The organism is Rahnella aceris (assembly GCF_011684115.1).
In the GTDB taxonomy this organism is placed as follows: Bacteria; Pseudomonadota; Gammaproteobacteria; order Enterobacterales; family Enterobacteriaceae; genus Rahnella; species Rahnella aceris.
Genome location: NZ_JAADJV010000001.1, coordinates 1,729,889 through 1,753,698, shown reverse-complemented (window position 1 = coordinate 1,753,698; position 23,810 = coordinate 1,729,889). Strand labels below are relative to the sequence as shown.

22 protein-coding genes are annotated in these 23,810 nt (G+C 54.1%); 13 read left to right on the top strand and 9 right to left on the bottom strand.

All coding sequences use genetic code 11. The features are described 5' to 3' along the window. Nucleotides 1–4 precede the first annotated feature (4 nt). Complete coding sequence (gene lapB, locus GW591_RS07860) at nt 5–1,174, top strand: lipopolysaccharide assembly protein LapB (protein ID WP_013575906.1); 1,170 nt, start codon at nt 5–7, stop codon at nt 1,172–1,174. Between the two features lie 94 nt (nt 1,175–1,268). Here the strand turns inward: lapB and GW591_RS07855 are convergent, their stop codons facing one another. After that, nucleotides 1,269–1,556, bottom strand: coding sequence for an Arc family DNA-binding protein (locus tag GW591_RS07855; RefSeq protein ID WP_015690064.1), 288 nt, complete (start codon nt 1,554–1,556; stop codon nt 1,269–1,271). A 191-nt stretch (nt 1,557–1,747) separates the two neighbouring features. Here GW591_RS07855 and pyrF point away from each other — a divergent pair, with 191 nt between their 5' ends. Both pyrF and yciH read left to right on the top strand, forming a co-directional pair. Further along, nucleotides 1,748–2,476: an orotidine-5'-phosphate decarboxylase gene (pyrF, locus tag GW591_RS07850; protein WP_126124957.1), complete on the top strand. Its 729-nt coding sequence runs from the start codon at nt 1,748–1,750 to the stop codon at nt 2,474–2,476. A 12-nt stretch (nt 2,477–2,488) separates the two neighbouring features. Beyond that, nucleotides 2,489–2,818, top strand: coding sequence for a stress response translation initiation inhibitor YciH (gene yciH / locus GW591_RS07845; RefSeq protein ID WP_013575903.1), 330 nt, complete (start codon nt 2,489–2,491; stop codon nt 2,816–2,818). A 230-nt stretch (nt 2,819–3,048) separates the two neighbouring features. On the opposite strand, the gene osmB is transcribed toward yciH, so the two are convergent. Further along, entirely contained in the window at nt 3,049–3,267 is a 219-nt protein-coding gene (gene osmB / locus GW591_RS07840) for an osmotically-inducible lipoprotein OsmB (RefSeq protein WP_013575902.1), read from the bottom strand. 272 nt (nt 3,268–3,539) lie between these two features. Here osmB and araD point away from each other — a divergent pair, with 272 nt between their 5' ends. Then, on the top strand, nt 3,540–4,235 hold the full coding sequence (gene araD / locus GW591_RS07835; RefSeq protein WP_013575901.1) for an L-ribulose-5-phosphate 4-epimerase: 696 nt from the start codon (nt 3,540–3,542) through the stop codon (nt 4,233–4,235). Between the two features lie 43 nt (nt 4,236–4,278). On the opposite strand, the gene GW591_RS07830 is transcribed toward araD, so the two are convergent. Genes GW591_RS07830 through GW591_RS07820 form a run of 3 tightly spaced genes read right to left on the bottom strand, consistent with a single transcriptional unit; the run spans nt 4,279 to nt 8,420 of the window. Beyond that, complete coding sequence (locus tag GW591_RS07830) at nt 4,279–5,022, bottom strand: DeoR/GlpR family DNA-binding transcription regulator (RefSeq protein WP_013575900.1); 744 nt, start codon at nt 5,020–5,022, stop codon at nt 4,279–4,281. A gap of 60 nt (nt 5,023–5,082) precedes the next feature. After that, nucleotides 5,083–7,515 (bottom strand): formate C-acetyltransferase/glycerol dehydratase family glycyl radical enzyme, encoded by a 2,433-nt coding sequence (locus GW591_RS07825; RefSeq protein ID WP_013575899.1) that lies wholly within the window; start codon nt 7,513–7,515, stop codon nt 5,083–5,085. A gap of 5 nt (nt 7,516–7,520) precedes the next feature. Beyond that, a complete protein-coding gene (locus GW591_RS07820; protein WP_121019239.1) occupies nt 7,521–8,420 on the bottom strand; it encodes a glycyl-radical enzyme activating protein in 900 nt (299 codons plus the stop codon). 147 nt (nt 8,421–8,567) lie between these two features. Here GW591_RS07820 and fsa point away from each other — a divergent pair, with 147 nt between their 5' ends. Together fsa and kdgT are read left to right on the top strand one after the other, a co-directional pair. Next, the gene (gene fsa, locus GW591_RS07815; RefSeq protein ID WP_037034458.1) at nt 8,568–9,233 is read left to right on the top strand and encodes a fructose-6-phosphate aldolase; all 666 of its coding nucleotides are present in this window, start codon (nt 8,568–8,570) and stop codon (nt 9,231–9,233) included. 259 nt (nt 9,234–9,492) lie between these two features. Next, nucleotides 9,493–10,491: a 2-keto-3-deoxygluconate transporter gene (gene kdgT, locus GW591_RS07810; RefSeq protein WP_013575896.1), complete on the top strand. Its 999-nt coding sequence runs from the start codon at nt 9,493–9,495 to the stop codon at nt 10,489–10,491. A gap of 57 nt (nt 10,492–10,548) precedes the next feature. Here the strand turns inward: kdgT and lsrK are convergent, their stop codons facing one another. Beyond that, nucleotides 10,549–12,141 (bottom strand): autoinducer-2 kinase, encoded by a 1,593-nt coding sequence (gene lsrK, locus GW591_RS07805; RefSeq protein WP_166860703.1) that lies wholly within the window; start codon nt 12,139–12,141, stop codon nt 10,549–10,551. Between the two features lie 70 nt (nt 12,142–12,211). Next, nucleotides 12,212–13,186: a transcriptional regulator LsrR gene (gene lsrR / locus GW591_RS07800; RefSeq protein ID WP_013575894.1), complete on the bottom strand. Its 975-nt coding sequence runs from the start codon at nt 13,184–13,186 to the stop codon at nt 12,212–12,214. A 231-nt stretch (nt 13,187–13,417) separates the two neighbouring features. On the opposite strand from lsrR, the gene lsrA reads away from it, so the two are divergent. Genes lsrA through lsrG form a run of 6 tightly spaced genes read left to right on the top strand, consistent with a single transcriptional unit; the run spans nt 13,418 to nt 19,294 of the window. Beyond that, entirely contained in the window at nt 13,418–14,980 is a 1,563-nt protein-coding gene (gene lsrA, locus GW591_RS07795) for an autoinducer 2 ABC transporter ATP-binding protein LsrA (RefSeq protein ID WP_126124955.1), read from the top strand. Then, complete coding sequence (gene lsrC, locus GW591_RS07790) at nt 14,974–16,050, top strand: autoinducer 2 ABC transporter permease LsrC (RefSeq protein ID WP_126124954.1); 1,077 nt, start codon at nt 14,974–14,976, stop codon at nt 16,048–16,050. The genes lsrA and lsrC overlap by 7 nt, the downstream gene beginning before the upstream one ends. After that, a complete protein-coding gene (lsrD, locus tag GW591_RS07785; RefSeq protein WP_126124953.1) occupies nt 16,050–17,075 on the top strand; it encodes an autoinducer 2 ABC transporter permease LsrD in 1,026 nt (341 codons plus the stop codon). Before lsrC ends, lsrD begins: the two co-directional genes overlap by 1 nt. A 28-nt stretch (nt 17,076–17,103) precedes the next feature. Beyond that, nucleotides 17,104–18,105, top strand: coding sequence for an autoinducer 2 ABC transporter substrate-binding protein LsrB (gene lsrB, locus GW591_RS07780; protein WP_369794782.1), 1,002 nt, complete (start codon nt 17,104–17,106; stop codon nt 18,103–18,105). Between the two features lie 19 nt (nt 18,106–18,124). Further along, complete coding sequence (lsrF, locus tag GW591_RS07775; protein WP_013575889.1) at nt 18,125–19,000, top strand: 3-hydroxy-5-phosphonooxypentane-2,4-dione thiolase; 876 nt, start codon at nt 18,125–18,127, stop codon at nt 18,998–19,000. Between the two features lie 3 nt (nt 19,001–19,003). Then, nucleotides 19,004–19,294: a (4S)-4-hydroxy-5-phosphonooxypentane-2,3-dione isomerase gene (lsrG, locus tag GW591_RS07770; protein ID WP_037034453.1), complete on the top strand. Its 291-nt coding sequence runs from the start codon at nt 19,004–19,006 to the stop codon at nt 19,292–19,294. Nucleotides 19,295–19,491: 197 nt separating this feature from the next. On the opposite strand, the gene xylB is transcribed toward lsrG, so the two are convergent. Together xylB and xylA are read right to left on the bottom strand one after the other, a co-directional pair. Continuing rightward, nucleotides 19,492–20,943, bottom strand: coding sequence for a xylulokinase (gene xylB, locus GW591_RS07765; protein WP_126124952.1), 1,452 nt, complete (start codon nt 20,941–20,943; stop codon nt 19,492–19,494). A 91-nt stretch (nt 20,944–21,034) separates the two neighbouring features. After that, nucleotides 21,035–22,354, bottom strand: coding sequence for a xylose isomerase (gene xylA / locus GW591_RS07760; protein WP_126124951.1), 1,320 nt, complete (start codon nt 22,352–22,354; stop codon nt 21,035–21,037). Nucleotides 22,355–22,735: 381 nt separating this feature from the next. On the opposite strand from xylA, the gene xylF reads away from it, so the two are divergent. Then, entirely contained in the window at nt 22,736–23,728 is a 993-nt protein-coding gene (xylF, locus tag GW591_RS07755; RefSeq protein ID WP_015690054.1) for a D-xylose ABC transporter substrate-binding protein, read from the top strand. Nucleotides 23,729–23,810: the final 82 nt, after the last annotated feature.

The following is a 23,810-nucleotide window of genomic DNA, read 5'->3' as shown; positions in this document are numbered from 1 at the left end:
CTCTATGTTAGAACTGCTGTTTCTGTTGTTGCCCGTTGCGGCCGCCTATGGCTGGTACATGGGGCGCAGAAGTTCTCAGCAGGACAAACAGGAAAATGCTAACCGCCTGTCGCGTGAATACGTCGCGGGGGTTAACTTCCTGCTTTCCAATCAGCAGGATAAAGCGGTCGATCTGTTCCTCGAAATGTTGAAAGAGGACAGCAGTACAGTCGAAGCGCACCTGACTCTGGGCAACCTGTTCCGCTCCCGTGGTGAAGTCGATCGTGCGATCCGTATCCACCAGTCGCTGATGGAAAGTGCTTCGCTGACTTTCGAACAGCGCCTGCTCGCCGTACAGCAACTGGGTCGTGATTACATGGCTGCCGGTTTCTATGATCGTGCGGAAGACATGTTCAACCAGCTGGTGAAAGAGCAGGATTTCCAGTTGTTTGCGCTGGAACAGTTGTTGATTATTCATCAGGCCACCAGCGACTGGCAGAACGCCATTGATGTGGCGGAACGTCTGGTCAAGCTCGGCAAAGAAAACCGCCGTAAAGAAATTGCGCATTTCTGGTGTGAACTGGCATTGCAGGCAATGGTGTCTGAAGATTTCGATAAGGCGACCGGCTTGCTGAAAAAGGCGGCGGCAGCGGACAAACTCTGTGCCCGTGTCTCCATTATGCAGGGGCGGATTTTACTGGCGCAGGGCGATTACCGCAAAGCGACAGAGGCCTTACAGCGGGTGCTGGAGCAGGATAAAGAGCTGGTCAGCGAAGCGTTGCCGATGCTGCAGGAGTGTTACCAGAATCTTGACGATACGCTGGCATGGGCCGAGTTTCTCAGGCGTTGTGTGGATGAAAATACCGGCGCCACAGCAGAACTGATGCTGGCCGAAATCATCCAGGATGAAGAAGGGCGTGAGACCGCGCAAAACTATATCAACCGTCAGTTGCAACGCCATCCGACCATGCGCGTGTTTCATCACCTGATGGATTACCATCTGGCGGATGCGGAAGAAGGGCGTGCGAAAGAGAGCCTGGTGTTGCTGCGGGATATGGTGGGTGAACAGATCCGGACGAAGCCACGCTATCGCTGTCATAAATGCGGCTTTACCGCGCATTCACTTTACTGGCATTGCCCGTCATGCCGTGGCTGGGCGACGATAAAGCCAATCCGGGGCCTGGATGGCCAATAAGTTTCCCCGTCATACTTCGGGTTGCAGATACGTTTGTCGCCTTACTGCAACGTGAATTATTTAGGGGAAACCGCAGGATATTTTAAATCGACTCTTACTTCTTCTTGCTGCTCGCCTTGCGGGCATTAAGCAACGTCCGCAATTTCTTGATTTCTTTGGTGGTCAGCGCGGGTTCAGTCTCTTCTGCAAGATGCTGATTATCAATTTCGTGTTCTGTGGCTTTAGCGGCTTTTTTACCTTTGGGCGCAGCAGGGTTAAAACTCTCTTCCAGGCGTGCCGCAACTTCTGCACTTAATGAATGTTCTGCTTCCGCAGCGGCGTTTTTGATCAGTTCTTTCAATTCAACCGGAATTTTAACGGTCAGGGTTGTTATCTCACTCATTTTTCTGCCTTTCCTTAGAGTAAAAGTAACAAGCTAAGCCAGCCTTGTTGCATCGTCTAGTGCATCACAAAAATTTAATAAAACTGTCACATTAGGTGTAGCTGTGAATTCAGTGGTTTGCCATGTAAAATATCGGCGGCAAAAATTATATTATTTCTTCCTGACGTAAAAACTGACAAGAGGCTGACGAGATGAAGTCCGAAAGTAACACTAACAACAAAGACTTAAATACTTCACCGATTGTTGTCGCTCTCGATTATGCCGATAAATCCTCCGCACTGGCGTTTGCTGACAAAATCGATCCGCGTGATTGCCGTCTGAAAATTGGCAAAGAGATGTTCACTCATTTTGGTCCGCAGATGGTCAAAGATCTGCAGACCCGCGGTTTCGACGTCTTTCTGGATCTGAAATTCCACGACATCCCTAACACTACTGCGCGCGCTGTGGCTGCTGCGGCAGATTTGGGTGTCTGGATGGTGAATGTGCATGCCAGCGGCGGTGCGCGCATGATGACGGCGGCCCGGGAAGCGCTGGCACCGTTTGGAAAAGATGCCCCCTTACTGATTGCCGTCACGGTGCTGACCAGCCTGGAAGACAATGACCTGGCGGATTTAGGTATTGAACTTTCTCCGGCTGATTATGCTGAACGTCTGGCGCGCCTGACACGCGACTGCGGCCTCGATGGCGTAGTGTGTTCCGCGCAGGAAGCGACCCGTTTTAAATCTGCTCTCGGGCAGGCGTTCAAACTGGTGACGCCGGGTATCCGCCCGGCTGGTAGCCAAGCCGATGATCAGCGTCGCATCATGACGCCACAGGAAGCGCTGGCGGCGGGCGTGGATTACATGGTGATTGGCCGGCCGATCACGCAATCTGCCGATCCGGCGCAGACCCTGCGTGAAATTCTGGCATCACTGCGCTAAGAAGGAAAAACCATGAGCAATGACAGCAACAGCCGTTTAGTGTATTCGACCGACAGCGGCAGAATCGATGAGCCCAAAGTCGTGGCTGAGCGTCCGAAAGGTGACGGCATTGTGCGTATTCAGCGCCAGACCAGCGGGCGCAAAGGGAAGGGCGTGTGCCTGATCACCGGTGTCAGTCTTGATGATATTGAACTGGAAAAACTCGCTGCCGAACTGAAAAAGAAATGCGGTTGTGGCGGTGCGGTGAAAGACGGCGTGATTGAGATCCAGGGTGACAAACGCGATCTGCTTAAACAACTGCTGGAAGCGAAAGGCATGAAAGTGAAACTGGCGGGGGGCTGACCTGTCTGTAAACGATCACTGACCGTTTATAATAAGATGCTGCATCCGCAAAGGTGCAGCATCTTGCTTTAGCTTTTAGAGATATCACAACGCGAAAGCACGTTGTTTGTCATCCATCTGATGACAATAAAGTTGACCTGAAAAACAACCCAATCCTATTTTTAGCTTTATTCGTTGCTTAACGCTTACGTTTTTGATGCCAGTTAAATAGAACTTATCTCCCGGTTGTTTTACTTACTGACCTGATGTCCGATGATACCACCCACTGCAGCGCCACCCAATGTCCCTAAGGTACTGCCGTCAGTCAGAACTGCACCACCCAGCGCACCTGCACCCGCACCGATTGCGGTGTTACGGTCACGCTTAGACCAGTTACCACAAGCGCTGACAGACATTGCCAGAGTCAGAACCAGTGCAATACTGGCAACACGTTTATTCACGAGCATCATAATTTTTCTCCTATCCAGACGCAGTTGTGCATCCGTTAATTAAAAATAGTGAAATTGATATACATTCACTAGGTGAATAATCTTAATTCACCAAGGATGCTCTTTCTCACCACACAAAAGACTAAAAAGCTGGACAAACATTCAACGGTTTGTGGAACAAATGGGCACTTTTACGTTTGCAGCAGATCTGTACGCACTCTTTAGCGATTTCCCCCATACCTGCACACACCCGTCACCCAGACAATAAAGCCTCGTAATAAGAGGAAACCAAGATGCTAAAGCAACTGAAAGAGCAGGTATTAGAGGCCAATCTGGCACTGCCTCGCCATAATCTGGTGACCTTTACCTGGGGAAATGTCAGCGCCGTTGACCGTAAACTTGGGCTGGTCGTGATTAAACCGTCGGGAGTGGAATACGACCACATGGGCGTGGACGACATGGTGGTGGTGGAACTGGAGACCGGCAAAATCGTCGAGGGCAGCAAAAAGCCTTCTTCCGATACCGATACCCACCGGGTACTGTACCTGAATTTCCCGGAAGCAGGGGGTATTGTTCATACGCATTCGCGCCACGCAACCATCTGGGCGCAGGCCGGTTTGGATATTCCCGCCTGGGGCACCACCCACGCGGATTATTTCTACGGCAACATTCCCTGCACGCGGCTGATGACCGAAGAGGAAATCGCCGGACGTTATGAATGGGAGACCGGTGAAGTCATCGTTAAAACCTTCACGGAAAGACATCTGTCGCCGGCAGACATTCCGGCTGTACTGGTGCATTCGCACGGGCCGTTCGCCTGGGGGAAAGATGCCGATAATGCCGTGCATAACGCCGTCGTGCTGGAAGAGGTCGCCTACATGGGCATTTTCTCCCGCCAGTTAACGCCGCAGTTGCCGGATATGCAGCCGCAATTACTGGATAAGCATTACCTGCGTAAACATGGCAAGAATGCCTACTACGGCCAATAATCCCCTGAAACCCGAATTATCGGGGGGCACAGATAAGGATAGGTCAGCCGACCAGGCTGACCTTAATCCCGGCAGCGGAAAGTTGCTGCTGATATTCAGGGGATAATTTGTCGTCAGTGATGACCCGGCTGAAGGCACTGACCGGCCCCAACGGGTTAAGATTTATTTGACCGAATTTCGATGAATCCGTTAGCACGATATTTTCCGCACCTTTAGCCACGACCGCATTCACCACATCAGCACGTAACATGTCCCGGCCGGTAAAGCCGGTGGTATCGGTGAAGCCGTCGATGCCCATGAACGCTTTACTGAAATTCATTTGTTGCAGACACATTCTGGTCAGCGGGCCGACCACCGTCTGACTGGTTTTCTGATACATCCCGCCGAGCAGAACCACGTCACAGGGCATACTTTTCAGCAAAGAGGCGACATAACCGCTGACGGTAATCACCGTCAGGTTCTTCTTATCGGCAAGATATTGCGCCAGCAAGGCGATGCTGCTGCCACTTTCGAAAAATACCGTTTCGCCGTCCTGGATCAGGGATGCCGCAAACTTCGCCAGTTTCTGCTTCTGGGCAAAATTCGACATCATGCGGGTATCCACGTCATCGGTCTGGATAGCGACGGCAAAACCGTGCGCACGGCGCAGATAATGTCGCTGTTCCAGTAGCGTAAGATCGTGGCGGATCGTCACTTCTGACACCTGACAAATCTGTGACAACTCACTGACGCTGATGCGCTGCTTATCGTTTACCCATTGCAGAATAACTTGTTGTCTGTCGTTCATAACCGCCCAAAATACGGGCAGCCTGCGCCGCCCGTTGAAAGTTAAATTCAGATGCGAATTTTAAAGTGAATGTTCTGTACGGGCGATAATATCATCCTGAGCCTCAGGCGATAAGGCCGTAAAGAATGCGGAGTAACCGGCGACACGGACAACCAGGTCGCGATAGTTCTGCGGTTCCTCACGCGCTTTAAGTAATGTCTCGCGGGAAACAATATTGTACTGAACATGCCAGCCGCGATGTTCCTCAAAGAATGTCCGCAGCATTAGCATTAACGTCTCGCGTTCGCTTTCATTTTCCAGCGATGCCGGATTCAGTTTCTGATTGAGCAGTACGCCGCCGAGAATCGCTTCTGTCGGTAATTTGCTCAGCGAATTAAAGACCGCTGTCGGCCCGAGATGATCGGTACCGGATGCCGGGCTGGCCCCTTCCGCCAGCGGCGTAAAGGCTTTACGTCCATCCGGCGTGGCGGTAGTTGCGGCACCAAACGGCACGTTGGCCGAAATAGACGATGTACCCGCGTAATACGTGCCACCGACCGGGCCGCGTCCGAAGCGGGTATTGTGATAATTCGACAGTTCATCGATATAGCACTGATACGCACGCACCAGCAAATTATCGACCTCGTCTTGATCATTGCCGTATTTCTCTGCGCCGTTAATCAGCCGCTGACGCAGTCGTTCGCCGTCCAGTCCCTCATAATCTGAAGCCAGCGCGTTGGCCAGCTCCTGCTGGCCAATCACGCCCTGATCGAATACCAGCTTTTTCACTGCCGCCAGGCTGTTACCCAGATTGGCGATCCCGACTTGCAATCCTGAAACCCAGTCGTATTTCGCACCGCCTTGCTTGATGGTTTTCCCGCGTTCTATACAGTCATCGACCAGCGCCGAACACAAAATATCCTGCGCATTCTCTTCCAGAACCGTATCGACCACGCATTCGATTTCGATGGATTTGCGGGTGTAATAACGGATTTGTTCATCCCACTGCGCAAAGACCTGATCGAAATTATCGAAATTCCCCTGCGACAAACCGCGTTCCTGCGGCAGGAAGCGGGTATGACTTTTCGCGTCGTGCCCCTGTTCAAGCGCGGCGAGCATCACGCGGGCAAAGTTGATGAAACTCATGCCGGTACAACGATAGCCCCACTTGCCGCCGACTGCCGTTTCGATGCAGCCAATGGCGGCATAATCATAAGCATCCTGTTTTTCGACGCCCAGTTTGATGAATTCTGGAATAACAATTTCATCGTTATTAAAGGCGGGCATGCCAAAACCACAGCGGATCACCTGTACGCAGGCATCAAGGAAGTCACGGCTCATTCCGGCGTGATAGCGCACGCTCAGATTCGGCTGGGTGGATCGCAATTGTCCGCAGGATTCCAGAATGGCGTATGACAGCGGATTGACCGCATCGGATGCCACGTCATTATGCAAATTCTGACCGCCGATGGTGACGTTCTGGTACAACGGGCTGCCCGCCGACGCTTTGGAATGCGTACCGGAGCGGATCTTGTTCACTTCCAGCAATTTCAGCCAGCAGCTTTGCAGCAGTTCGATGGCCTGATCACGCTCCAGCGTTTGTTCCAGCTCAACGTCACGACGATAAAACGGATACAAATACTGATCCATGCGGCCAAACGACACGGAGTGGCCGTTGGATTCAATCTGCAAAATAAGCTGAATGAAGTAACACAGTTGCAGCGCCTGCCAGAAGTTTTGCGGTGGCTGATGAGCAATGACGTCGCAGTTGGCGGCGATGGTCAGTAACTCGCTACGGCGCTGCTCGCGGGTTTCCGTGGCGGCCATTTCCCGTGCCAGTTGTGCGAAACGCACGACGTGGTCGCTGACCGCTGCCAGCGTGATATCAATGGCTTTCAGCAATTGCTCTTTATGCAAATCTTCCCAGTCAGTCAGCCGAATGCGGCTGCGACGCTCGCCCACTTTACTGCGTAATCCGTCCAGACCCAGTTCCAGCAGCAGCGGGAAATTCACCGCCAGATGGGCATCGCCGGAAGTCATATTGCCTTCGGCTTTTACGATACCGCTGTCGAGCAACGCTTTCTGCTCATCGGTAAACATACCGTAGCAGCGGTCCTGCACGGTCTGCCCGCGCCACCACGGGCAGAGTTCATGCAGGATTTTTTTGTTGGCTTCGCTGACGGCAAAACCTGCGCCCGGCCGGTCAGCAAGCGCGTCAATTTCACTTTCGATCCAGCCCACGGTGTATTCCGGGAAAATCGGTGCAGCGCGCACTTCGCTGGCCTGATTACCGACGATCAGCTCGTCATGTTTGATCCAGATAGTGCGTTTGCTCAGATGTTCAGCCAGCGCCAGCGCGCGGCGTACCGCCAGCGGTTTGTCAGCATGTTGCTGATAAACCTGCGTGTAATGCTGTGCGCGCTCGGTACATACCGGTGGCTTGACGATGTGGATCAGGGCTTCTTTATGAGACCGGATACGGGCGGAAAGGGTGTTCAGATTCAGTTGGGTCATTTTTCTTATCCTCTTAACTGTGCACAAAGTCCTTTTTCTGCGGCGTATTGTTCAGCGAACGTCAGCAGGTCAGGGTCATTTAACGGCTGGCGTGGCGCCAGATAAGGTTGCCCCAGCAGGACATACTTATTGATGCCCAGCGTGTGGTACGGCAAAAAGTGAATGGCTTCGCAGCCGGTTTCATCCGCCGCAAAATCAACGATCTGGCGGATGGATGCCCGGTCAGCATTAAAATCAGGAATTAACGGCACACGGACGATGAGCTTTTGTCCGGCCGCAGCCAGACGACGGAAATTATCCTTCACTCTTTTGGCGGAACCGCCGGTCAATCGGCGGAAAGGTTCATCGGCCACATGCTTGAGATCCGCCAGCAATAAATCCAGCGCCCCCAGCGAAGGCTCAATGTATTTCCACGGCACATGCAGACAACTTTCCACGGCGGTGTGCAGCCCTTCGTGACGGCAACGTTGCAGCAGTGTCAGCGCAATTTGTGGCTGCAGGAAAGGTTCGCCGCCGGAAAGCGTCACACCGCCGCCGGTACGGGTATAAAAAGGTTTATCCCGCAGGATTTGCTGCATCAGGGCGTCAATATCCGCGTCATTTCCACACACACTCAGTGCGCCGGAGGGGCAAACCTGTTCGATCAGACAGCGATCTTCTGCCTGAAATTGTTCATGCCGAATCCCGATGCGGTCATGTTCTATGCTGACTGCATGTGGAAAAGTCTTTGCGCAGTGCTGACATCCTGCGCTGCATAAACGTGAATCGAACAGCACGTCAGGCGCCGCCGAACGACTTTCCGGATTCTGGCACCAGGTACAGCTCAGGGAACAGCCTTTCAGAAAAACCACCGTCCGGATCCCCGGGCCATCATGTGTGGAATAACGCTGCACATTGAAAATCATCTCGACGCTCCCTGGTGCTAAAAATCTTCTTTCGCAATTTAATAACTTTCATTCGAAAGTGATTTTGATGATGATCAACAAACCTTCTGCTTGCTGACGTACACTCTCTGAACTTTGCATTCACTCACAAGTTTCAGGGAGAAAGTTATGGAGCTGTATCTCGATACTGCCGATGTCACTGCGGTAAAACGTTTGTCGCGCATCCTGCCGTTGCAGGGGGTCACCACGAATCCGAGCATCGTGGCGAAAGAAGGTAAATCGCTGTGGGAAGTGCTGCCTGCCTTGCGCGATGCGCTGGGGGGTAACGGTAAATTGTTCGCACAGGTGATTGCTGCCGACGCCGAACAAATGGTTGCAGAAGCGTTGTTGTTGACGCAGCGGGTGTCCGGTTTGGTCGTGAAAGTGCCGGTAACCCGTGAAGGTCTGGCGGCCATTAAAAAGCTGAAGGGCATGAATATCCCGACGCTGGGCACGGCGGTGTATGGCGCAGGTCAGGGATTACTGGCGGCACTGGCGGGGGCGGAATACGTTGCGCCTTATGTGAACCGTCTGGATGCACAGGGCGGTGACGGCATCGCGATGGTCAAAGAGTTGCAGACCTTGCTCAGCCTGCACGCGCCGCAATCGAAGGTGCTGGCCGCCAGTTTCCGAACCCCACGTCAGGCGATGGATTGCCTGCTGGCGGGATGTCAGTCAATCACCTTACCGGTGGATGTGGCCGAACAGTTACTCAATACACCTGCCGTCGAAGCGGCGATTGAAAAGTTTGATACTGACTGGCGTCAGGCGTTCGGCACTTTATCGCTGAGCTGACATTTTTGTGTGATACCCGGCCCGCACAGGCAACTGTTGCGGGCTTTTTTGTTTTTGTGTGTTAAGTATTTTCGTACAAATAATTCGAAAATGTGATTTCTCTCCGAAATTAAATATTGACGGAGTAAATTATTAAAACTACCGATCTAAAAAATAGAAACATCGTTTCAATTTATGAGTTGAATCACTTTTATCACCCTGAGAAATGGATAACGTAGCGGCATCAGGTAGTCCGTGACTTTTAAATCAGGTGAAAATTATGCACATTAAACGAGCGATAGAAAAAATCCCCGGCGGGATGATGTTGGTGCCTCTCTTCATTGGTGCGCTGTGCCATACCTTCGCGCCTGATTCGGGCAAATATTTTGGTTCCTTCACCAACGGGCTGATGACCGGCACTGTACCTATTCTGGCGGTGTGGTTCTTCTGCATGGGAGCCTCCATCAAACTCAGCGCGACCGGCACGGTGTTGCGTAAATCCGGCACGTTGGTGGTCACCAAAATCGCGGTGGCGTGGATTGTGGCGGCGATAGCATCACGGTTCATGCCGGAAAATGGTGTGGAATTCGGCTTCTTCGCCGGACTTTCCGTGCTGGCACTGGTGGCTGCAATGGACATGACCAACGGCGGCCTGTATGCCTCGGTAATGCAGCAATACGGCACGAAAGAAGAAGCGGGCGCATTTGTGCTGATGTCTCTGGAATCCGGCCCGCTGATGACTATGGTGATCCTCGGCACGGCAGGCATCGCGTCTTTTGAACCGCACGTCTTCGTTGGCGCCGTGTTGCCGTTCCTGGTCGGTTTCAGCCTGGGCAATCTCGACCCGGAACTGCGCGAATTCTTCAGCAAAGCGGTACAAACCCTGATCCCGTTCTTCGCCTTCGCACTCGGTAACACCATCAACCTGAACGTCATCGCACAAACCGGTCTGTTAGGTGTGTTGCTGGGGATGTCGGTTATCGTCATCACCGGTATTCCGCTGATCCTCGCCGACAAATTCATCGGAGGCGGCGATGGTACCGCTGGTCTCGCTGCCTCCAGTTCTGCGGGGGCCGCGGTGGCAACGCCGGTCCTGATTGCTGAAATGGTGCCGCAGTTCAAACCGATTGCCCCGGCTGCAACCGCGCTGGTTGCTACCTCGGTTATCGTCACCTCAATTCTGGTGCCGATCCTGACCGCAATGTGGTCGAGAAGAGTGAAGAACAAAGCAGTGAAAGGCAAAGTGGCGATGGATCCGCCGATGGCGAGTATCAAATAACGCCAGATTTGGATTACTCCTCCCCTTCGCAGGGGAGGAGGCAGTCCGGAATTATCCTCACAGTCCTGGCGCTTTCCACATCGACGTCGTTAGCTGCCGGTCCACCAGCCCCAGTTGATCCGCATACACTTCCTGCCAGTTGGCTTTCTGCACCAGATATTTTGCGTGGTTCGCCACATCCGGCTGATATTCCCGTTCCCAGCGCACCAGCGCTTCACCGGTGTCTGCAAGCGACGAATACACGCCTGCTGCGACACCCGCTGCAATCGCACAGCCCAGCGCGGTGGCTTCTTTGACCACCGGCACATTGACCGGAACACCCGTCACATCACTTAAAATCTGACACCATAATTTGCCCTTCGAACCGCCGCCGGAGAACACCAGCGACCTGGCGCGTACACCGGAAAATCGGGCGATCATATCCAGATTACACGCCGATACGATGGCGGCGTTTTCTTCTAACGCGCGGAACAGCACCGGTTTGTTGCATTTTTCCGGGTCGATGGACAGATTGATGAACGACGGGGCGGCGTGATACCAGTTCTTGAAATGCATCGCATCCGAGAATACCGGCGTGACGCCCCAGGCCCCCACAGGCACGCGGGCGGCCATGTCTTCCAGCAAGCTGTAAGCATCCACGCCAAGACGCTGCGCCATGGTTTTCTCTTCGGTACAGAATGCGTCACGGAACCAGCGCATGGTCAGTCCGGTAAAGAAACTGATGGATTCGGCCTGTGCCATACCGGGGATGACGTGCGGATTGACGCGGATATTCATTTCGGGGTCGGTGACCGCTTCCGGCAGGTTGACGATTTGCTGCCAGAATGTGCCGCCAAGGACGGCGGTCTGGCCGGGACGCACCAGACCCAGGCCGAGCGTGCCAAGTTGCGCGTCGCCGCCACCCATGCCGACCGGCGTTCCGGCTTTCAGTCCACAGGCATCGGCCGCGCTGGCCGTGACATAACCGAGGCGTGTACCCGTTTCAGCCACCGGAGAAAGTATATCGGCGCGCAGCCCTGCCATATCCAGCAACTCAGGTCGCCAGTTGCGGGTGGCTAAATCCAGCATGCCGGTGGTACCGGCGTTGGACGGATCCACCGCCAGTTCGCCGCTGAGCATGTAGGCCAGCCAGTCGCTGATCATGGTAATAGTGGCAGCCTGACGGTAAATATCGGGGCGGTGATGGGCCAGCCATAACAGGCGCGGCATGGCGCTGAGGGCCAGTGTCTGACCGGAGCATTCATAGACTTCGCGTTCAAATTCGAAATCGTGGATCTCTTTTAATTCGGAAACTTCACGGCTGGCGCGGGCATCGACGTTGGCGCAGGCCCAGACAGGTTCGCCGGATTTGTCGTACAGCACGATCCCTTCGCGCATGGAACAGGCCGCCACTGCGCGGATCGCAGAAGCGGGGAGATGTGCTTCCTGCAATGCCTGACGAATACACTGACAGGCCAGTTGCCAGTTTTTTTGCAGATCAAATTCCATTGAACCGGGCACATCCGGCACCGCCAGATGGATCCATTCGGCCTGTCCGGCGGCTATCTGCTCGCCTTCGAGATTGAAAATCACCGCGCGGATACTGCCGGTACCAGCATCCAGCGCCATCAGATAGTTGCGATCGTGGTCAGAGTTCAGGGTAGAGGTCATCACAATGTTCTCTCGTGCCAGTTTATCGGGCACCGTATACCTGACCGCCACGCCCCTTACACCCTGCGGGTCAGTCGAGCAGCGCCAGCATGGCTCTTGCTGTGCTCTCTTCAGTTACCAGTGCATTAATTCGTCTGCCTTTCAGCGCCGCGACGATGGCTTCAGCTTTCTCGACCCCACCTGCGACGCCTAACACGGTCGGAATGCTGGCCAGTTCGTCCGGCGCGACGGCAATCAGTTCATCGTGGATTGCCATGTTTTCTGCCAGCTCGCCGTTGCGCTGCATAAAGAAACCGAGAATGTCGCCGACTGCGCCTTTGCGGCCAAACAACAACTGCTCACCTTCGCTGATATAACCGGAACGCAAAATAGTCGCGTCCTGTTTCTGGTTCAGCGAGCCAATGCCGACGACCGCAATATCTGCCGCGCAGGCGGCCAGCATGACATCGTGTACATTACGTTCCTGACGGAAAATAGCCGCTACGCTGGCTGATGACGCCCGCAGCGGAGCCGGAATAATGCTCACTCCGCAGGCTGCATCAAGCTGACCAATCCCGGTCATATAGGGCCCGACGCCGCCGGAAAGCGTGACCATGCGGATTTGTTGTGAGGAGATGAATCCGCTCAGATGTTGCAACGTACTCATCGCCGTTTCGCCAAAACCCACAGCCAGCAGTTGTTCCGGCCTGAGCAATGTCATCAGCATGTGTGCTGCGCCGACCCCCAGCCGTGTGCTCAGCGAGCCGTCGGCCAGTTGTGGCAGCACGCGGATCTGCTGTAAACCAAAGCGTTCGAGCAGGGTATTTTCCAGCGTCAAACAGCCCTCAAAACGCGAGTTAATTTGTACGCGGATCACTCCTGACTGCCGGCCTTTTTCCAGCAGGCGTGACACTTTCAGCCGCGTCAAACCAAGCCGTTCACCAATTTCATTCTGGGTCAGGCCGTCGTGGTAATAGAACCACGCGGTGCGCGCCAGCAGTTCCTCTTCGCCCATGCTGAATTCCGGATGGTTAGTCAAATCGGAAAGCGTTGTCTTCTCATTCATAGTGAACACTTATCAAAATGTAGATCAATTGTTCGTTAACAAAATGTTGTTAACTGTGATGTGTTTTGCAAATTTCAAATGATTACTGCCTGAATCATAACGCAGAGTATATGAGTTGAACAAACTGTGATCAGCACAAAAGTTTTCCCTGCCACCTCGGTCTAGTTTTATGAACAATGTTAAATGATAAATACATTTGTTCAATTAATGTATCAAGCCAGAGGCCGGTGTATGCAGAGCAGCAAACAGTTATCAGCAGACCTGCAAACCATGGATCTGCTGTTGCAGGTCAGCGGTGTCAGTAAAAGCTTTTCCGGCGTGGCGGTGCTGAAAGACATCGATTTCAGCCTGCAATGCGGAGAAGTCCACGCGCTGCTTGGCGGCAATGGAGCGGGTAAATCGACACTGATGAAAATCATTGCCGGTGTCGAAATAGCCGACAGTGGCACGTTACTGCTCGGCGGCGAGCCTTTACTGGCGCTGTCACCAGCAAAAGCGCATCAGGCGGGGATTTATCTGGTACCGCAGGAGCCGATGCTGTTTCCCAGCCTGACCGTGCGCGAAAACATCCTGTTCCGCCTGCCTGCACATCAGGCCGGCGAAAAAAAATTGCAGCAAACGCTGGCTGATCTGGGGTGCAATTTACCGCTGGGTGCCCTGGCCGGAACCCTGGAAGTGGCCGATCAGCAACTGGTGGAAATCCTGCGCGGGCTGATGCGCGATGCGCGGCTGCTGATCCTTGATGAACCAACCGCCTCGCTGACACCGGCGGAATCCGCCCGCCTGTTTACACAAGTCCGTCATCTCACCGGGCAGGGCGTCGGGGTGGTATTCATCTCGCACAAACTGCCGGAAATACGTGCGATTGCCGACCGGGTCAGTGTGATGCGTGATGGCAAAATTGCGCTCAGCGGCAGGCTCGCCGAACTGGATAACGATGCGCTGATCCGCGCTATCACCCCGCATTCCCAGGACACCGCGCTGCCCGCAGAGCAAAAGTTGTGGCTGGATTTACCCGGCACACGACGCAACCCGGCAGGCAGCGAACCGGTCTTGCAGGTGCAAAACCTGACCGGTGAGGGCTTTATTAATATTTCATTCAGCGCCCGCGCCGGGGAAATCGTCGGGCTGGCAGGCGTGGTGGGGGCAGGGCGCACCGAACTGGCAGAAACCCTGTATGGCCTGCGCGACGCCCGACGTGGTCAGGTGCTTTTGCAGCAACAAGACATCAGCGGCCTGACGACCTTACAGCGGCTGAAAAAAGGGCTGGTGTATTTGCCGGAAGACCGGCAGGCATCCGGCCTGTATCTCGACGCGCCGCTGAGCTGGAACACCACCTCACTCACCTTCAACCGTCAGGGCTGGTGGCTGAACATCAAACGCGAAGCGGCGGTGCTCGAACGCTATCACCGTGCGCTCGGCATTAAATACCGCGACGGGTCACAAACTGCCCGCACACTTTCCGGCGGTAATCAGCAAAAACTGTTGATCGCCAAATGCCTTGAGGCACAGCCCGCGGTGCTGATTGTCGATGAACCTACGCGCGGCGTGGATGTGTCCGCGCGCGCTGACATTTACCAGTTGCTGCGCGAAGTGGTGCAACAGAACGTGGCGGTGATCCTGATTTCATCTGATCTGGATGAAATTGAAGGACTGGCGGATCGGGTATTCGTTATGCATCAGGGGGAAATGAGCGGCGAATTGCAGGGCAGCGACATCAACGTCAGCAACATTATGCATATCGCGTTTGGTAATCATGCCAAAACCCCCGCCACCGGAGGAACCTCATGCTAAAGCGGATACAAAACAATCGTGAACTGACCGCGCTGATGGCGATTATTGCGCTGTTTGCCTTGCTCGGTGCGATGGACCGGCAGTCGTTCAGCTTTCAGACACTGAGCATGATTTTTGGCAGCGCGCAGATCCTGATGTTGCTGGCGATGGGGGCCACCGTGGTGATGCTGACCCGCAACATCGACGTGTCGGTCGGTTCCGTTACCGGCCTGTGCGCCGTGACGCTGGGGGTTTTGCTCAACGGCGGCATGAACCTGCCGCTGGCCTGTCTGCTGACTCTCGGCACCGGTTTACTGGCCGGAATATTTAACGGTGTACTGGTCGCCTGGCTGCGTATTCCGGCGATTGTCGCCACGCTCGGTACGCTGGGGTTATACCGCGGGCTGATGCTGCTGATGACTGGCGGCAAATGGATTGAAGGCTTACCGGCCGGGCTGAAATCTCTGTCAGAACCGGTTTTCCTCAATGTCTCCCCGCTCGGCTGGCTGGTGATTGTCTTGCTGGCTGCGATGTTCTGGATGCTGGGTCGCACGGCGTTTGGCCGCAGTTTCTACGCTGTCGGCGACAACTTACAGGGTGCCAGACAACTTGGCGTGGCCGTCAACCGGGTACGCATTCTGGCATTTGGCATTAACGGCATGATGGCCGCCATTGCCGGAATTGTCTTCGCTTCACAAATCGGCTTCGTGCCCAATCAGACCGGCAGCGGGCTGGAGATGAAAGCCATCGCCGCCTGCGTGCTGGGCGGCATCAGCCTGCTCGGCGGCACCGGCTCCATTCTCGGTGCGGTGCTCGGCGCGTATTTCCTGACCCAAATTGACAGCGTGCTGGTGCTGTTACGCCTTCCGGCGTGGTGGAACGATTTTATCGCCGGGCTGGTGCTGCTGGCGGTGCTGGTATTTGACGGCAGATTGCGGCAGGCGCTGGAGAAAAACTTGCGGCGGCAGAAGTATTCACGCTTTCTGGCGGCCACGCCACCGCCTCAGAAGAAACCCGTTGAACGCAAATCTCAGCAACCGAAAAATACAAGCCGCCGGCTAAGTACCGGCAAAAAGAGCGGGGTAGTGTGATGAACAAACTCCAACAATATGGCTGGGAAATCGCGCTGCTGGCGTTGCTGGTCATCGAAATCTTACTGTTCGGTTTCGCCAATCCGCGCATGCTGGACGCCAGTACGCTGCTGTTCAGCACCAGTGATTTCATCACCATCGGGATTGTGGCGTTACCACTGACACTGGTGATTGTCAGCGGCGGTATCGACATTTCCTTTGGTTCCACCATCGGACTGTGCGCCATCGCGCTCGGTGTACTGTGTCAGGCCGGTGTGCCGCTGGCACTGGCCATTATGCTTACGCTGGCACTGGGCGCGGCCTGTGGTTTGCTCAATGCGGCGCTGATTCTTTATACCGGCGTGAATCCGCTGGTCATCACACTGGGGACGCTCTACCTGTTCGGCGGCAGCGCCTTACTGCTTTCCGGGCTGGCGGGCGCGACGGGTTTTGAGGGTATCGGTAATTTCCCCGATGCGTTCACCAACTTTGCCAATCAGATTGTGCTGGGCCTGCCCATGCCGCTGGTGATCTTCCTGCTGGCGACACTGTTTTTCTGGCTGCTGATGCACCGCAGTCGCACCGGTCGCAACGTCTTCCTCATCGGTCAGAATGCCCGAGTGGCGCGTTATGGCGCATTGCCGGTCAGCCGCACGGTGTTTGCTCTCTACGGCATGACCGGGCTGGCGTCGGCCGTGGCCGCCATTCTGATGACTTCGTATTTCGGCTCGGCGCGTTCTGATCTCGGTAATGCGCTGCTGATGCCCGCTATCACCGCGGTCGTGCTGGGCGGTGCCAATATCTACGGCGGTTCAGGTTCCATTCTCGGCACAGCGCTGGCGACACTGCTGATCGGGTATCTCCAGCAGGGTTTGCAGATGGTTGGCGTCTCCAGTCAGGTTTCCAGTGCGCTGTCCGGCGCGCTGCTGATCCTGGTGGTGATTGGCCGCTCTGCCAGCCTCAACCGTGGTCTTATCCGCAGTGTTTTCCAGCGCTATTGCCGGCGCGGGTCTGCGCCTTCTCCTTCCTTGACGTCTTCTCAATAAGCCGGGGTTAATGATGAAAGCCAACACAATGAAAATCTTGTTAATTGCCAGTGCCGTGAGCCTCGCGTGTCTGAGCGCACAGGCGGCTGAACGTATCGCCTTTATCCCAAAACTGGTGGGCGTCGGTTATTTCACCAGCGGCGGCAACGGCGCAATGGCCGCCGGTAAAGCGCTGGGCGCGGACGTGACCTACGACGGTCCGACCGAGCCGAGCGTTTCCGGTCAGGTGCAGATGATCAACAACTTCGTCAATCAGGGATACAACGCGATTGTGGTGGCGGCGGTATCACCCGACGGCCTGTGTCCGGCGCTTAAACGCGCGATGCAACGCGGCGTGAAAGTGCTGACCTGGGATTCCGATACCAAACCGGAATGCCGCTCGATTTACATCAATCAGGGCACACCACAACAACTGGGTTCGATGCTGGTTGAGATGACCTCCAGCCAGGTGAAAAAAGAGAAAGCGAAAGTGGCGTTCTTCTATTCCAGCCCGACAGTGACGGATCAGAATCAGTGGGTGAAAGAGGCGAAAGCCAAAATCGCCAAAGAGCATCCGGGCTGGGAAATCGTGACCACGCAATACGGTTATAACGATGCCACTAAATCCCTGCAAACCGCCGAAGGGATCCTGAAATCTTATGGCGATCTGGATGCGATTATTGCGCCTGATGCCAACGCATTACCGGCAGCGGCTCAGGCGGCGGAAAACCTCAAACGTACCAACGTGACCATCGTCGGTTTCAGTACGCCAAACGTCATGCGCCCGTATGTCGAACGCGGCACGGTGAAACAGTTCGGTCTGTGGGACGTGGTCAGCCAGGGCAAAATTTCGGTTTATGTCGCCGATCAGTTATTGAAAAAAGGCGCGCTTAACGTGGGTGACAAACTGGATGTGCCGGACGTCGGAACGGTGGAAGTGGTGCCGAACAGCGTGCAGGGCTACCAGTATGAGGCCAAAGGTAACGGCATCGTTTTACTGCCGGAACGCGTGGTCTTCACCAAAGACAACATCGGCAAATACGACTTCTGATCAGTAAGGAGAAAAGAAAATGGCAGATCTGGACGATATCAGAGACGGCAAAAATTTCGGCATCGGCACGCCGCAGGATAATCACGCGTTCTTCCTCAAGGGCAGCGGTCAGCTTGACTGGGGAATGCAGTCGCGGCTGGCGCGGATTTTCAATCCGCAGTCTGGCCGGACGGTGATGCTGGCGTTTGACCACGGTTATTTTCAGGGGCCGACGACCGGCCTTGAACGCATCGACATCAACATTGCGCCTTTGTTTTCGCATACCGACGTGCTGATGTGTACCCGTGGCGTACTGCGCAGCGTGGTGCCTGCGGCGGTGAACAAACCGGTGGTGATGCGGGCTTCCGGTGGTAACTCGATCCTGACTGAACTCTCTAACGAAACGGTGGCGGTGGCGATTGAAGATGCGCTGCGCCTGAATGTCGCCGCGATGGCAGCGCAGGTGTATATCGGCAGTGAATACGAACATCAGTCGATCAAAAACATTATTCAACTGGTCGATCAGGGGATGCGTTACGGCATGCCGACCATGGCGGTGACCGGCGTCGGCAAAGACATGGCGCGGGATCAGCGTTACTTCTCGCTGGCAACCCGCATTGCCGCTGAAATGGGCGCGAACATTATCAAAACCTACTATGTCGATGAAGGTTTCGAACGCGTCGCAGCGGGATGTCCGGTGCCGATAGTGATTGCTGGCGGCAAAAAATTGCCGGAACGCGAGGCGCTGGAAATGTGCTTCAAAGCCATCGATCAGGGCGCATCCGGTGTGGACATGGGGCGCAACATCTTCCAGTCCGAATCGCCGGTTGCCATGCTGAAAGCGGTGAAAGCGGTGGTGCATGAAAACGCCAGCGTGGCGCATGCTTATGAACTGTTCCTGAGTGAAAAGGGGTGAATCATGGAAGTGACACTGGTCGAAATTAATGTTCAGCCGGAAAAGGTGGATGAGTTCCTGGCGGTATTTCACGCTAACCATTTGGGCGCGGTGAAGGAACCGGGAAATCTCAGATTTGATGTGTTGCAGGACGAGGCGGTACCGACGCGCTTCTTTATCTACGAAGCCTATCAGGATAACGACGCTGTGCTGGCACACAAGAAAACACCGCACTATTTGAAATGCGTCGAGGCGCTGGAGGGGATTATGTCGGAGCCGAGGAAGAAGACGGTGTTTAAAGGGGTATATCCGTAAGGTAAAAACGGGTTTGCTCCACCTTTAGTGAGGACCATAGCGGAGCATTATTAGTTTTGGCTCCTCCCCCTGCGAAGGGGGAGGCTGGGAGGGGGTTTTAGGGGCTAACACTTAGTCAAAGCTGACTTTAACTGTCTGATTTTTCTTTAATACCCCACCCCAACCCTCCCCTTCGCAGGGGAGGGAGCAGTCTTGTATTACATCAACCCCTCAAGCCTCACATATAACTCCCTGAACACTTCACGCCGCTCTGCATACGCAGTATGCCGTTCTGCGTCCGGCTGATGCACTTGCTCAAGTGGCAGTTCCGGCAGGAACCGCTCCAGCGGTTGCCCCGGATTCATGGCGATTTGTGCTAAACGTGCAGCACCGAGCGCCGGGCCGACATCGCCGCCGGTGCGGTATTCCAGCGTTTTACCGCTGATGTCGGCCAGCATTTGCCGCCAGTAAGGGCTGCGGGCGCCGCCGCCAATCAGCGTGATGCTGTGCGGTTTCAGACCGGTTGCGTGCAGCACGTCCATTCCGTCTGCCAGAGCAAACCCCACACCTTCAAGTACGGCGCGGGCGATATCAGCCGGGCCATGCTGATGGGTCAGGCCGAACAATACACCTTTGGCATTCGGGTTATTATGCGGGGTGCGTTCGCCGGAGAGATACGGCAGGAACCAGACCGGTGAATCTGCAGGCGGGGTCTTTTCTGCCAGACTGATCAGTTCGCCAACCGATGCGGTGCCGGTCAGTTTTGCAGCCCAGTCCAGACAAGAGGCGGCGCTGAGCATGACGGACATCAGATGCCAGGTGTCAGGCAGGGCATGGCAGAAGCTATGTACCGCCTGTTGCGGATTACTCAGAAAACCGTCGCTTACCGCGAAATACACGCCGGACGTACCCAGAGATAGCATCGCTTGTCCGGTTTTATACAACCCGACACCGACGGCCCCGGCGGCATTATCACCGCCACCGGCAATCACCGGCACGGAATCCATGTTCCAGCGTGAGGCGAGTTCCGGCAACAGGTGTCCGGTAATCTGATTACCTTCGAAAAGCGCGGGCATCTGCTGGCGTGTCAGGCCGGTGGCATGCAGTAATTCGTCATTCCAGTCGCGCTTAGCGACATCCAGCCACAGGGTGCCAGCGGCATCAGACATATCGCTGGCGAACACGCCGGTCATCAGCCAGCGAAGATAATCTTTAGGCAGCAGGACTTTGTCGATTTTGGCAAACAGATCCGGCTCGTTTTTACGTAACCAGAGTAATTTGGGCGCGGTAAAACCGGGCATCATCAGATTACCGGTGATCTGGCGGGAATTCGGGACTTCCGCTTCCAGTTGCTGACACTGACTGAAGCTGCGGCCATCGTTCCATAAAATGGCCGGACGTAACACGTTCTGTTGTGCATCCATTACCGTCGCGCCATGCATCTGACCGGTCAGACCGATGGCTTTGACGTCTTTGAGTGAACGCTGATGCGAAAGCGCCGTGACCGCCTTGTCCGTGGCTTTCCACCAGTCAGCGGGAAGTTGTTCAGACCACAGCGGATGCGGGCGGGAAAGGGTTAACGCCTCACTGTGGCTGGCGACCACCCGACCTTCTTCGCTGAGTAAAATGGCTTTCACGCCAGAGGTGCCAAGATCTATTCCGAGATACATAGTTTTCCCTTATCTGTTAACCCGAATCTGTAACGATTAACGCCCTGCAATTCCGCGCGCAGCGGGCAGGGCGTCAACTTATTTTAGCCGGTTAACCAAACAGATAGCGGTTAACCAGATTCTCCAGACGCTCCTGCTGACCGCTCTGGTGCTGAGGGGACAGCGCGTTGTGTTGCGCATAGTTGCTCAGGGATTCCAGTGACATTTTGCCTTGCAGGATCTGCTGGCCCAATTCTGTGTTCCAGCCAGCGTAACGTTGGGCAACATGCTTATCCAGTTCACGGCTTTCAATCATACGGGCTGCCACTTTCAGCGCCAGCGCCATGGTGTCCATTCCACCGATATGGCCGTAGAACAGGTCATATTTATCGGTGCTCTGGCGACGAACTTTTGAGTCAAAGTTCAGGCCTCCGGTGGTGAAACCGCCCGCTTTGATGATTTCATACATCACCAACGCATTTTCTTCCACGCTGTTCGGGAACTGATCGGTGTCCCAGCCACACTGCGGGTCGCCACGGTTTGCATCGACGGAACCGAAGATACCCAGAGCAATTGCGTTAGCAATTTCATGGTGGAATGAGTGACCCGCCAGTGTGGCGTGGTTGGCCTCGATATTCACTTTGATCTCTTTTTCCAGGCCAAACTGTTTCAGGAAGCCATAGACGGAAGCAACATCATAATCATATTGATGCTTGGTCGGTTCCTGCGGTTTAGGTTCGATCAGCAGGGTGCCCTGGAAGCCAATTTTGTGTTTGTGCTCAACGACCATCTGCATGAAGCGACCCAGTTGTTCGCGTTCCTGACGAAGATCAGTATTGAGCAGGGTTTCGTAGCCTTCACGGCCGCCCCACAGCACGTAATTTTCTCCCCCCAGTTGTTTGGTGGCATTCATGGCGTGCACAACCTGCGTTGCGGCCCAGGTATAAATTTCTGGATTAGGATTGGTCGCAGCGCCTGCGCCGTAACGTGGATTGGTGAAGCAGTTAGCTGTACCCCACAACAATTTTACACCGCTGGCTTCCTGCTTTTGCGCCAGTACATCAGTCATGATGGCAAAATTATTGACGTATTCTTTAATTGATGTCCCTTCCGGCGATACGTCGACGTCATGGAAGCAATAGTAAGGCACGTTCAGCTTCTGGAAGAATTCGAAAGCGACATCCGCTTTACTTTTAGCCAGCTCCAGCGCGTCACCGGGATGCTGCCACGGGCGGTCAAAGGCGCCCACACCGAACATGTCATTACCATTCCAGCAGAAGGTGTGCCAGTAACAAGCCGCGAAACGCAGATGCTCAGCCATCGTTTTGCCGAGGATCACTTCTTCAGGGTTGTAATGACGGAATGCCAGCGGATTAGTGCTGTTAGCACCTTCGTAGCGAACTGCGTCGAGCTTGTCGAAATATGCGTGCATTGATAACTCCTTGAAAACGGGCCCAGCGGGACTGGGAGGCTGAGGCTCTATCTTCGGAGTTGACGTGACATCCCACAATTACGTTATTTCACACTCAATTTAATAGAATTATTAAGTGTGCGGCAGATCGCATAAATAACCTTTTTCCTTGTCATTTTTATTCGTCTTCCACGATATCTCGATAATAAAAGTATCTGGCTTGTGCGTATTACAATCAAACCATGATCCCCATCATAATTCCTAAAATAAACAAAAAATCGTAATGCAGTGATTAAAATCTGCAATTGCCGATTAATTACCCAGCGACAACAATCCTTGTGTCATTGCTGTACGCACTTCTCTGTATCTGCCTCTACTTATTCTTATAAAAGGTCTGACATGATGAAAATGAATAAAGTAATTCTTTCTGCCTGTGCCGCATTAGTGCTTTTTAGCCAGTCAGGGTTAGCGAAAGAAATTAAAATTGGTATGGCTATTGATGACTTACGTTTAGAGCGCTGGCAAAAAGACCGTGATATTTTTGTGGCTAAAGCCAAAACGCTGGGTGCGGATGTTTTTGTGCAATCCGCAAACGGCAATGAAGAAACACAAATGGCGCAGATTGAAAATATGATCAACCGTGGCGTCGATGTGCTGGTCATCATCCCGTATAACGGCGAAGTGCTCAGCAACGTGATCGCCGAAGCGAAGCAGGAAGGCATCAAGGTGCTGGCCTATGACCGCATGATTAACAACGCGGACATTGATTTTTATATCTCTTTCGACAATGAAAAGGTCGGGGAGCTGCAGGCACAAAGCCTGGTTGAGCGTGTGCCGCAGGGGAATTATTTCCTGATGGGCGGCTCGCCGGTGGATAACAACGCCAAGCTGTTCCGCGCAGGACAAATGAAAGTGCTGAACCCGCTGATCAAAGACGGGAAGATTAAAGTTGTGGGAGATCAGTGGGCCGATGGCTGGTTGCCGGAAAACGCCCTGAAAATTATGGAAAATGCCCTGACGGCCAACAACAATAAAATTGATGCCGTGGTGGCGTCTAACGATGCGACGGCCGGTGGTGCAGTACAGGCTCTGTCAGCGCAAGGGCTGGCAGGGAAAGTGGCGATCTCGGGTCAGGATGCCGATCTTGCGGCGATCAAACGTATCGAAGCCGGTACTCAAACCATGACCGTTTATAAACCGATTACCAAACTGGCCAATGACGCTGCCGAAATCGCGGTGCAGTTAGGCAAAGGGGAAACCCCGAAATCCAATGCCACATTAAATAATGGCAAAAAAGACGTGCCGTCTTATTTATTAACACCGATCCCGGTGGATAAAAATAATATTGAAAGCACCGTGGTGGCCGACGGATTCCACAAAAAATCAGACCTTTAATTTTTCAATATTTTCTATAGAAACAACACTTCCCCCCGGAAGTGTTGTTTCTGCTGGAGGTGAAAGTGCCAGAACAATATGA

What these genes read in the sequence shown, in the direction of transcription:
- pyrF (WP_126124957.1), top strand. Translation starts at nt 1,748, where the DNA reads ATGAAGTCCGAAAGTAACACTAACAACAAAGACTTAAATACTTCACCG.
- lsrK (WP_166860703.1), bottom strand. Translation starts at nt 12,141, where the DNA reads ATGACCTCTACCCTGAACTCTGACCACGATCGCAACTATCTGATGGCG.
- GW591_RS07825 (WP_013575899.1), bottom strand. Translation starts at nt 7,515, where the DNA reads ATGACCCAACTGAATCTGAACACCCTTTCCGCCCGTATCCGGTCTCAT.
- xylB (WP_126124952.1), bottom strand. Translation starts at nt 20,943, where the DNA reads ATGTATCTCGGAATAGATCTTGGCACCTCTGGCGTGAAAGCCATTTTA.
- lapB (WP_013575906.1), top strand. Translation starts at nt 5, where the DNA reads ATGTTAGAACTGCTGTTTCTGTTGTTGCCCGTTGCGGCCGCCTATGGC.
- GW591_RS07830 (WP_013575900.1), bottom strand. Translation starts at nt 5,022, where the DNA reads ATGAACGACAGACAACAAGTTATTCTGCAATGGGTAAACGATAAGCAG.
- xylA (WP_126124951.1), bottom strand. Translation starts at nt 22,354, where the DNA reads ATGCACGCATATTTCGACAAGCTCGACGCAGTTCGCTACGAAGGTGCT.
- lsrR (WP_013575894.1), bottom strand. Translation starts at nt 13,186, where the DNA reads ATGAATGAGAAGACAACGCTTTCCGATTTGACTAACCATCCGGAATTC.
- xylF (WP_015690054.1), top strand. Translation starts at nt 22,736, where the DNA reads ATGAAAATGAATAAAGTAATTCTTTCTGCCTGTGCCGCATTAGTGCTT.
- yciH (WP_013575903.1), top strand. Translation starts at nt 2,489, where the DNA reads ATGAGCAATGACAGCAACAGCCGTTTAGTGTATTCGACCGACAGCGGC.
- araD (WP_013575901.1), top strand. Translation starts at nt 3,540, where the DNA reads ATGCTAAAGCAACTGAAAGAGCAGGTATTAGAGGCCAATCTGGCACTG.
- lsrD (WP_126124953.1), top strand. Translation starts at nt 16,050, where the DNA reads ATGAACAAACTCCAACAATATGGCTGGGAAATCGCGCTGCTGGCGTTG.
- lsrG (WP_037034453.1), top strand. Translation starts at nt 19,004, where the DNA reads ATGGAAGTGACACTGGTCGAAATTAATGTTCAGCCGGAAAAGGTGGAT.
- lsrA (WP_126124955.1), top strand. Translation starts at nt 13,418, where the DNA reads ATGCAGAGCAGCAAACAGTTATCAGCAGACCTGCAAACCATGGATCTG.
- GW591_RS07855 (WP_015690064.1), bottom strand. Translation starts at nt 1,556, where the DNA reads ATGAGTGAGATAACAACCCTGACCGTTAAAATTCCGGTTGAATTGAAA.
- GW591_RS07820 (WP_121019239.1), bottom strand. Translation starts at nt 8,420, where the DNA reads ATGATTTTCAATGTGCAGCGTTATTCCACACATGATGGCCCGGGGATC.
- fsa (WP_037034458.1), top strand. Translation starts at nt 8,568, where the DNA reads ATGGAGCTGTATCTCGATACTGCCGATGTCACTGCGGTAAAACGTTTG.
- lsrB (WP_369794782.1), top strand. Translation starts at nt 17,104, where the DNA reads ATGAAAATCTTGTTAATTGCCAGTGCCGTGAGCCTCGCGTGTCTGAGC.
- osmB (WP_013575902.1), bottom strand. Translation starts at nt 3,267, where the DNA reads ATGATGCTCGTGAATAAACGTGTTGCCAGTATTGCACTGGTTCTGACT.
- lsrC (WP_126124954.1), top strand. Translation starts at nt 14,974, where the DNA reads ATGCTAAAGCGGATACAAAACAATCGTGAACTGACCGCGCTGATGGCG.
- kdgT (WP_013575896.1), top strand. Translation starts at nt 9,493, where the DNA reads ATGCACATTAAACGAGCGATAGAAAAAATCCCCGGCGGGATGATGTTG.
- lsrF (WP_013575889.1), top strand. Translation starts at nt 18,125, where the DNA reads ATGGCAGATCTGGACGATATCAGAGACGGCAAAAATTTCGGCATCGGC.